We start from the raw sequence: 8,900 nt of genomic DNA on the forward strand, positions 1-8,900 counted from the left end.
TCTACGGCTTACTCCGGTCATGCGCTTAAATTTTCTTGAAGTAAGCTGTTTGGCTTTCTCTATCTTCACTGCTGATCAAATTCCTAATCGCAAATTATCAAACTTTTAATTATACCACAAAACACTTTTGCAAGAGTTCTACTGCATTAGTCCAACAAATCATGAGGTGGGATATGACAGTATTGCGCGAATCACCTTGGTATCAAGAAATTCTCCATGAGGGGGAAATACGTGGCGAACAAAGAGGTGAGGAACGTGGAAGACGCGAGCAAATGCTATCTAATATTGAAATGACTCTAGAGATGAAATTCGGTAGCGATGGCTTACAACTGATGCCACAAATTGAGCAAATTTCGGATTTGTCAAGTTTAAAAGCGATTCTACGGAATGTGATTGCAGCAAGTACATTTGAAGAAGTACAACGATTGATCTAATCCAAAATCAAGTATATAAAAATACTACTACTTAATAATATTACTGAGTAAAACTGTGTAGACAGTAGTGTAGATAGGGTATAGACATAGTTGATAATTAACCAAACGCTTGGATTCGAGCGCTTGATGTGTTCTACTCGTCAGATATACTGCGTGTAGAAATCGGTGTAGCTTCAAGTACAGTGGCCTCAACGAGCAAATAAGGTTGTCGGCTATACATCCCACCCCCACTGCTGCATAATATACATCAGTATTGGAAAGCCCCGTTTTTCTTGGCTTCCAGGTTTAGGTATCCAAACTCTACGGGTTGGCTTGGATTTGCCTTTTAGCTTGAGTTGCCCTACCAGTTCTAGGCGTGCTGCTGGGGACAATGATTTTACGCCGTCCACTCCTGCCGTCTTTTTACCTTGGTTTTCGACTGTAACTCGACGCACTGCTAGTACTCGATTAGACTAAGACCTCATCAGTGTCTTTTGAAGTTTGCGGAGACGTTTGACATCACCACAACGTGAAGCAGCATAGATGCGCTTTTGCAACTTGAAAACGTATCGCTCGATTTTTCGCCATTTTCTTGCGTTTACCCTGTATCTTTTTCTTGACAAAGCTAATATGAATAGCTTTTAATTAATACTGTTAGCTAAATCTTCCCAATTATGGGTCGTCCAGTTAAAGAACACTCTCTGACTAAGCAAGACATTGTTAAAGCTGCAATTGTTTGCCTCGAAAAAGAAGGTGAGTTTGCTCTTGGTGTTAATCGTGTTGCACGCTCCTTGGGAATTAAGCCACCTTCTATTTACAAGCATCTTGATGGTAATCCAGCATTGCGGCGAGCCGTGGCGTTGGAGATTTGGCAGAGGTTTTTCGCACTGTGTCATCAGCAGACAACAGAACTCAACGAACCCCTTGCCATGCTGCAAGTGGTAGGGCATACGGCACGGAATTTTGCGCGATCACATCCATCTCTGTATGCCGTTATGATTCAGGTGCAATTGCAGCCATCCGACCCAGACTTTGCAGCGATTGTGCAGACAATATTGAACTTTTATGAACGCGCGCTCAAACCCTATGATTTAACCCGCGACGAAATGATAGATGCGATACGGATGTTACACGCAGCTTTTTACGGCTTCGTTGCAGCAGATATGTCAGGATTATTAACGTTAGAGCGTTCCACCGATGCTAGTTATGAAGTCATTATTCATGCACTTGTGGCAGCAATCAGCCATATTCGGCAACCTAGAGGTAAATAAAAATGCAAACACCAACTGACCAATATACCAGCGTAGATGGTATAAAAACTCGTTACTGGCAAGTTGGCGAACAAGGAACACCACTTGTATTGATTCATGGGGCTGGTGGGGCAATTGATTACTGGTATAAGAACGTCTTTGCTCTTGCGGAGCGCCATCGTGTCTACGCCTTAGACTTGGTAGGTTCGGGCAAGTCTGATAAACCTGATGAAACTTACACTTATGATGATTTAAGCCGATTTGTTGTTAGCTTTATGAATGCGCTTGAGATACCGCAAGCTTCGTTCATTGCGGCATCAGCAGGTGGTGCTATTGCACTTAAGTTAACCCTTGCTTTCCCGGAACGGGTCAATAAATTAATTCTTGTAGGTAGTGCCGGCTTAGGCGAAAAAGTAGCATTTACTGCGCGGCTAACATCAATTCCAGGCATTGGTGAAGCACTGAATCGCCCAAGCCTTGCCACAGCGCGATTCTTTATTCGTCAATGTGCTTACAACTCAGCGCCATTTCTTAACAATGAATTTATTAACCTAGTGTATCGAAATCTATCACTGGAAGTATTGCAATTTCAACTGCGAACCTTTCGCACTACCGCAAACTTTTGGGGGGTAAAATCAGAATTTTTACGTTCTATCGTTGAACATTTATCAGAAATTCAAGTACCAACACTTGTAGTTTGGGGTAAGCAGGATAAGCTTATTCCCGTTGAGTACGCGTCTATTGCCACACAAAAAATTTCTTTTGCCAAACTACATTTGTTTGATCAGTGTGGGCATTGGTGTTATTTGGAATATCCTAACGAGTTTAACGGTTTAGTGATTGACTTTTTAAGTGAGCCGTTGGAAACTCTCCTCCTTCAGCAAAGTAAGGGACTTGCAAGAAAATAAGATCCCAATCAAACTGGGACAATCGCAGGGCTATTTCATTCTAAATCTGGGAACTGTATGCTAAAATATAGCGCGTTCATATTAGAGCGCAATTACCGCCGTGAGCCAACTAGCAATTCTAGAAGCCTTTACTGAACTTCAAGACCCGCGTCGGCGTGCAGGACAACCTCATAACCTTGCGGTGTGCCTAGCACTGTTTACGTTAGCGATCGCGGCAGGCAATAAAGGGTTCTTAGCGATTGGAGACTGGATTGCAAGTTATCGTCATCAATTGATAGACTTGTTCAAGCCGCCCAAAAATCGGCTCCCTTCCTACAGCACCATCCGACGTTCACTGTTACATTATAGACTACGAGCAATATTCTGCTTGTTTTGCACATTTTTTTGGCATTCAACCCCATCCGGCGATTATGTTGGCCAGTGCTTACATTGTTGATCGGGGGTTAATTCACCGAACCAATTGAGGTTGATGCAAAAACGAATGAAATCAAAGCAATACCTGAGTTAATAGAGAAACTAGCTCTCAAAGGAGTTGTATTCGCATTTGATGCCATTAATACCCAAAAAAAACTTGTGAGTTAATTATTAAGAGTGGCAACCACTATATTGCGGCTCTTAAGGGCAACCAACCTAGTTTATTCGAGGATGTTAAAACTAATTTTACACCAGAATCTACTTATGAGCAAATAGACAAGGGACACGGTCGAATGGAGAAGCGTAACGTCAGTATTTGTCAAACCCTTGATGGCATCCGGTCTTGGCCTGGACTGACCACTCTCATTCGAGTCGAATCAGAACGTCAACTTCTCAGACATCAGATGATTGAGGTGACTACTGAAACTCGTTATTACATTTCCTCTGTGAGTACAACTGCTCAAGAGTTTGCTCTGCGGATTCGCAGCTACTGGGGCGTAGAAAACAAAGTGCATTATCTTAGAGATGTGACTCAGGGGGAAGATATATCTAGGATTAGTACTAACCCTTTACCCCAGATTTTGGCGATAGCTCGTAATTTTGCTCTTAACTTGTATCGTGACCTAGGGTTTGAAAACATGGCTCAAGCGCAACGACTATGCTCCTTTGATCTAGACACACTCCTGCAACTTTTTAGAATGAAATACCCCTGGTTTTTATCACTTTTTAATGTGAAGAAATATTTCGCCAACAGTGTCCAACTTTTACCCCAAAATATAACTTTGTAATAACTTTTTAATAACTGACAAAGCTTAAATAACGTTCTATTGTTAAATTATGTTGCTTGTTGAAGTTAGCGAGCAACTTCAACCTAACAACCTACCAAAAGTAGTTGTAAGGTTGTGGTCATTTTCTTATGAAGTGCTTATTAAAATAGCGCTCCTTTTAGGAGCGCTATTTTTTATTTATCGATTCTTTCATCCCACATTCCGCAGAGAACTTCTTTAACTATTTCATAGTCGACAGCGTTTTTTTTAGTTGTTCAAGTAGGGCTTGCTGAAAAAGTCAGAAAACAGCAGGAGAAGGATTGATTAGTCACTTCATCAGGGTTAAACATAAGTGTGTATTATCTGCACACTTTCAAAGTATAATCATCAATAATATTAGACCGTACACTAGGTCTAATTTGGAAAAATAGATATAAAAAAGCAGACAATAACCGTGAAAGTTGAGTAGAAAGATTCATGACTAAAAAAGTAATAGCAATTGCAGTCACAGAAGTATGATTTAGTTTCGTCATCACTTTTTAAGTCGGTTGATTCATTAAAGTTATCCCAACTAATATGGTCTAAAAACACATAGCCATTGCAATAACTAACCGACAATTTTGCCCCAAATTCCACAGGTTTCCCAGCTTTACCTCGAACTATGGGACGGATATGTGGTTGGCTTAAACTTACAATCCGGCGAAAATAGAAGGTTCGTGTCACCAGGTGCAGCCTTGTAAAGTTATGTAAAAATGACCGATTTTTTAGGGTTAATTGATAAGAAATACAAATGATAACTTTGCCTAGTTTGTCTCCTTTTAGGCAAAGTACAATGAAAATATAGACCTCAGCATGAGGACTTGACCCATGCTATCTATCACTATCCAACATCCATTTTCGGCAAAGATATTTTCTCAAAATACTCCCCCGTCCAAAAAATCATCTATCAGGGAAAGAGAATATCTGCGACCATCAGAAGTCAACGCCATGATTGGTGCTGCTCAAAAAGTAGGTCGTCATGGTGTTAGAGATGGAGCAATCATTTTATTGATGTTTCGTCACGGACTAAGAACTGCCGAATTAGTTGCTTTGAAATGGTCACAGATAGATTTAGTAGGAGGTTATATAGAAATACATCGTGTCAAAAATGGTCATGACAGCATTCATCCTCTGCGTTCTCCCGAATTGAGAGCTTTGCGCCAAATTCAAAGAGATTACGAGGTAATACTTCTTTAATGAGCCAGTCGCTCATTTCTACTGAATCTTGGACGGTAGCTACTCTAAAATTAAATAAATGACGAATTTCAACACGATAGACTTTTGCGGTTCGTCCTTGCCAATCATAATCTGAGTATGAGCTTTCAGGAATTTTAAGTTGATTTGCTATGTAAGAGATAACAATTTGGGGAATAGACGATTTTTCGTCAGGAAAACAGGTAAAAATCTGAAAATGTTTTAATAACAGAGCAAATCCAATCTGATTACCGCCGACTTTGTTTCTGACTAATTCTAATTCCGTTGGCAGAAGTGTCCAATTTTCAATTAGTTCTTCTGTATCCCAATTTGACTTCACCATTCATCTTCTTCCCATCGTTTGAAAGCCTGAGTATTTCTCAAGCGAGTGTATGAGAAAAGATTGTTGCACTATAAGAAATTAATCAACCACACAGATTTTAGACTATTTGTCAACTATTTAAAAAAATATATTTAGAAAACTTATGAATTAGGGGCAAAAAGGGGGCTAAGAGAGAAAAGTTATTCAGAGGCTAGAATCCATATATATCAAGTGTTCTAGCCACAGGCTGCACCTGATGACACGAACCTTCTATTTTCGCCAATCCGGTCTTCAATACTCTGCTTTTTATTTTCATACATCCAGAGTTGTTGACGATAAACTTCTGTGACGACGAGCAACATCTTATATTGTCTGTTGCTTAAATTTACGAGTCTAGCTCCTGATAACATTAATTGCTCAATATGAGCTAAATTTCTTTTGATATATTGCAGTTGTTTTTTTATGGCTTTGCTTCTATCCTTTTGGGATACTCGACGTTTTTTCGCTACTGCTAGATAATCTGCTCTAGCTACTTCTCGATACGTTCTTGGTTTTTTACCCAATTGACCTTTCACCTGTTCATAAAGCAAGTCTATAATTTTTTCTGTGTGCTTTCTCGCCTGATTTAATAATTCTAAATCTGTTGGATAGCTGATATCACCTGGCGCACAAGTTGCATCTAAAATTAATTTCCCTTGATTTTTAGGTTCACTTACTTCTTTTTCTGGTTCTACTGTTTTTTGTTGAGTTGCTTGAGATGATGTTTCTAAGCACATCTTATGCTTTTTGAAGCATATTGTGAGTTAAAAGTTTATTTTATGATTCAAATCACAAAACGTATCATTGGCAGTAGACTCACTTACTCTTAAAGCCAGTTTTTCTGTAGACTCGCTCCTCGTGGCTTCTCTTAGAGATGAAACAGTCAATTTTTTCAGCCCATATGCTACACCGTACTTTCATCATTTCATTTTTTGACCCTTAAGAGAGCAGCATAAGCATTAATTATAAAATTGTAGTCTATAATATACGAGCTTACGCAAGTGTGATTAGCGATCGCTCTTTGGGAAAAACCTTTTGGTTTACTGATTCTGATAATTTACCTTAAATCTGCTGATGCTGTGAAAAATTCGCGTGGTCAGCGAAAGCCAAAAGAAATAGCTTAATTACCTCCTGCGTGTACTGCTCAATTATTTCTGGACTTAGCAATTGCAGATTTGGTGTAAGACGTTTGAGGTTTTCGTGAAAGGTGAAGTAGAAAACACAAATACTAAAAATCTGTATAGTGGTCAAAATCGGATTGAGTTGACGAAAACTACCCTCTGCTATTCCCCGTTTCAAAACATTGATGATATAAACGAAAGTGTTTTGCCAGTTCATCTGTTCCAAATACTTACCCTGATTTTGAACTAATTCCTGAAACAAAATCATTCCTCTCTTGTTGTGAGATGCTGCGTAAGCAATATAGACCTGCACAATGCTTTTTAATGCTTCCTCTGCTTGCAGGCAATCCAAATTTAGCTGCTCAAGTTCTTCGTGCAGTTCAGCGATAGGTGTTTGCAAGACGTTTTTATACAATTCTTCCTTATTTATAAAGTAGTAGTAAATCATGCCTGTAGTGACGCCTGCACCTTTGGCAATCTCTTCTATCCGTGTCCCACTTAGCCCATACCTTGCGAACTCTTCTTCAGCTGCATCAAGAATTTGCTTCTTCGTCATTTCTGGATTGCGAACTTGTCGGTTAGTCTTAGCAAAAGAGTTTAATTGCATCTTAATATTTGAGGTTGTAAGTACAAAATAACTAGAATCGAAAAAGCGCTCCCCAAAAGAGCGCTTTTAGTATTTATCGGTCAGCTAGTAAACACGTAGCTTCAATAGATTATTGAAAATTGGATCTTAGCAACGCTAACCTTGGATATCTGGAGCAATTAGAGCAACAGGTACAGTCCCGCTACAAGCCAAATCAAGGGGAAAGTTATGAGCATTACGCTCATGCATCACTTCCATACCCAAGTTAGCGCGGTTGATGATGTCTGCCCAAGTGTTTATGACGTGACCCTGAGAGTCAATTACTGATTGGTTGAAGTTAAAACCATTAAGGTTGAATGCCATTGTGCTGATGCCTAAGGCAGTGAACCAGATACCAATCACGGGCCAGGCTGCAAGGAGGAAGTGAAGGCTACGACTATTTGCGTTGACTCCCAATACCACCTCGTTCAGACGCCCAACCAAGCGACCGAAATAACCGTGGGCAGCCACGATATTGTAGGTCTCTTCTTCTTGACCAAACTTGTAACCGTAGTTCTGAGATTCGATCTCAGTCGTCTCACGCACCAGCGAAGAAGTCACCAACGAACCATGCATTGCACTTGCAAGCGCACCACCAAACACACCTGCTACACCTAATTGATGGAATGGGTGCATGAGGATGTTGTGTTCAGCTTGGAACACTAACATGAAGTTGAATGTACCAGAGATGCTCAAGGGCATACCATCAGAGAAGGAGCCTTGACCAATGGGGTAAATCAGGAATACTGCGGTCGCAGATGCCAAAGGAGCAGAGTATGCGACGCAGATCCAGGGACGCATACCCAAGCGGTAAGACAATTCCCACTGACGACCCAGGTAGCAGAAACAACCAATGAGGAAGTGGAAGATCACCAACTGGTATGGACCACCGTTGTACAACCACTCATCGAGGGAAGCAGCTTCCCAGATAGGGTAGAAGTGCAACCCAATGGCATTAGAAGAAGGAACAACAGCACCAGAGATGATGTTGTTGCCGTAGATTATGGAACCTGCAACCGGCTCACGGATGCCGTCGATGTCTACGGGGGGAGCAGCAATGAAGGCGATGATGAAACAGATGGTTGCGGAGAGCAGGGTAGGGATCATGAGCACACCGAACCAACCGACGTAAAGACGGTTGTCAGTGCTGGTAATCCACTGACAGAACCGCTCCCACACATTAATGCTTTCGCCTCTCTGTAAACTAGTAGTCATAACTTGAATGAATGATTGCAATGCACTACATTTCGTAATCAGGTTGTTTGTAAGTTTATTAACAACCTAAATAGAATACTAATAAGTTTTACTATGTTTTGTCAGTGACTAACTAGTTATAAGTTGAAGTTAGTAACCAATTTTATGGGTTCTTGGCAACTTTTGGTGATCTTGGTTGGGGCAAGGCAGAGGGCAGAGGGCAGAAGGAGGAAGACTCACATCTTGCACCTCACGTATATATCCGTAAAAACTAAATAAACAGCATAAAAATGTAACAATAACCAAAGAGGAAAGTTAGATATATTTAGTTATAACCCACATTCCGCACTTCAAGTTGAAGTATAAAGAGATTACAGTCAAGAAAAAAGCAAAAAATCAGGATAATTAAGAAAATAAAACTAAATTAATCTACGGCGTGAAGAGAAATAATCAAATATTTTATATTTGACTGATAACTGGAGTTTAGACTAAAAGCGATATGAGAGAACGCAAACCAAATGGAATTAGAGGTTAAAAATATTCTCAAGTCAGCCTCAAAGCATCCGCGGCCTTGAACAATTATTGTGTAGTATGCTTGTTGAGAAAAAATACAA

7 protein-coding genes and 5 pseudogenes are annotated in these 8,900 nt (G+C 40.3%); 6 read left to right on the forward strand and 6 right to left on the reverse strand.

Translation table 11 applies throughout. From position 1 onward, the window contains the following. Positions 1-140: 140 nt before the first annotated feature. Positions 141-434: pseudogene (locus ACE1AT_RS25495) on the forward strand (transposase); the annotation flags it as partial. A gap of 212 nt (positions 435-646) precedes the next feature. On the opposite strand, the pseudogene ACE1AT_RS25500 reads toward ACE1AT_RS25495, so the two are convergent. Beyond that, positions 647-1,036 (reverse strand): annotated as a pseudogene (locus tag ACE1AT_RS25500) (reverse transcriptase N-terminal domain-containing protein). 51 nt (positions 1,037-1,087) lie between these two features. On the opposite strand from ACE1AT_RS25500, the gene ACE1AT_RS25505 reads away from it, so the two are divergent. The 4 genes and pseudogenes from ACE1AT_RS25505 to ACE1AT_RS25520 all read left to right on the forward strand — a co-directional run. Next, a complete protein-coding gene (locus ACE1AT_RS25505; RefSeq protein ID WP_374873509.1) occupies positions 1,088-1,684 on the forward strand; it encodes a TetR/AcrR family transcriptional regulator in 597 nt (198 codons plus the stop codon). A gap of 2 nt (positions 1,685-1,686) precedes the next feature. Continuing rightward, on the forward strand, positions 1,687-2,571 hold the full coding sequence (locus ACE1AT_RS25510; protein WP_374873511.1) for an alpha/beta fold hydrolase: 885 nt from the start codon (positions 1,687-1,689) through the stop codon (positions 2,569-2,571). 100 nt (positions 2,572-2,671) lie between these two features. Next, the gene (locus ACE1AT_RS25515; RefSeq protein WP_374873513.1) at positions 2,672-3,007 is read left to right on the forward strand and encodes a transposase family protein; all 336 of its coding nucleotides are present in this window, start codon (positions 2,672-2,674) and stop codon (positions 3,005-3,007) included. Between the two features lie 139 nt (positions 3,008-3,146). Further along, positions 3,147-3,773: pseudogene (locus tag ACE1AT_RS25520) on the forward strand (ISAs1 family transposase); the annotation flags it as partial. Positions 3,774-4,277: 504 nt separating this feature from the next. On the opposite strand, the pseudogene ACE1AT_RS25525 reads toward ACE1AT_RS25520, so the two are convergent. Continuing rightward, a pseudogene (locus ACE1AT_RS25525) lies at positions 4,278-4,454 on the reverse strand (IS5/IS1182 family transposase); the annotation flags it as partial. 165 nt (positions 4,455-4,619) lie between these two features. Between ACE1AT_RS25525 and ACE1AT_RS25530 the strand changes: the two are divergent. Continuing rightward, complete coding sequence (locus ACE1AT_RS25530; RefSeq protein ID WP_374873515.1) at positions 4,620-4,988, forward strand: tyrosine-type recombinase/integrase; 369 nt, start codon at positions 4,620-4,622, stop codon at positions 4,986-4,988. Here the strand turns inward: ACE1AT_RS25530 and ACE1AT_RS25535 are convergent. From ACE1AT_RS25535 to psbA, 4 genes and pseudogenes are all read right to left on the reverse strand, one after another. Continuing rightward, on the reverse strand, positions 4,894-5,328 hold the full coding sequence (locus tag ACE1AT_RS25535; protein WP_374873517.1) for a DUF4158 domain-containing protein: 435 nt from the start codon (positions 5,326-5,328) through the stop codon (positions 4,894-4,896). The genes ACE1AT_RS25530 and ACE1AT_RS25535 overlap by 95 nt on opposite strands. A gap of 260 nt (positions 5,329-5,588) precedes the next feature. Continuing rightward, positions 5,589-6,074 (reverse strand): annotated as a pseudogene (locus ACE1AT_RS25540) (IS5/IS1182 family transposase); the annotation flags it as partial. A gap of 334 nt (positions 6,075-6,408) precedes the next feature. Next, positions 6,409-7,074 (reverse strand): TetR/AcrR family transcriptional regulator, encoded by a 666-nt coding sequence (locus tag ACE1AT_RS25545; protein WP_374873519.1) that lies wholly within the window; start codon positions 7,072-7,074, stop codon positions 6,409-6,411. Between the two features lie 135 nt (positions 7,075-7,209). Next, on the reverse strand, positions 7,210-8,307 hold the full coding sequence (gene psbA / locus ACE1AT_RS25550; RefSeq protein ID WP_374873521.1) for a photosystem II q(b) protein: 1,098 nt from the start codon (positions 8,305-8,307) through the stop codon (positions 7,210-7,212). Positions 8,308-8,900 lie beyond the last annotated feature (593 nt).

The sequence above is a fragment of the Pelatocladus sp. BLCC-F211 genome, assembly GCF_041928655.1.
Classification (GTDB): domain Bacteria; phylum Cyanobacteriota; class Cyanobacteriia; order Cyanobacteriales; family Nostocaceae; genus Pelatocladus.

Bases quoted from the DNA above. Each gene is read 5' to 3' on its own strand.
- ACE1AT_RS25505 (WP_374873509.1), top strand. From the start codon at position 1,088: ATGGGTCGTCCAGTTAAAGAACACTCTCTGACTAAGCAAGACATTGTT.
- ACE1AT_RS25510 (WP_374873511.1), top strand. From the start codon at position 1,687: ATGCAAACACCAACTGACCAATATACCAGCGTAGATGGTATAAAAACT.
- ACE1AT_RS25530 (WP_374873515.1), top strand. From the start codon at position 4,620: ATGCTATCTATCACTATCCAACATCCATTTTCGGCAAAGATATTTTCT.
- ACE1AT_RS25535 (WP_374873517.1), bottom strand. From the start codon at position 5,328: ATGGTGAAGTCAAATTGGGATACAGAAGAACTAATTGAAAATTGGACA.
- ACE1AT_RS25545 (WP_374873519.1), bottom strand. From the start codon at position 7,074: ATGCAATTAAACTCTTTTGCTAAGACTAACCGACAAGTTCGCAATCCA.
- psbA (WP_374873521.1), bottom strand. From the start codon at position 8,307: ATGACTACTAGTTTACAGAGAGGCGAAAGCATTAATGTGTGGGAGCGG.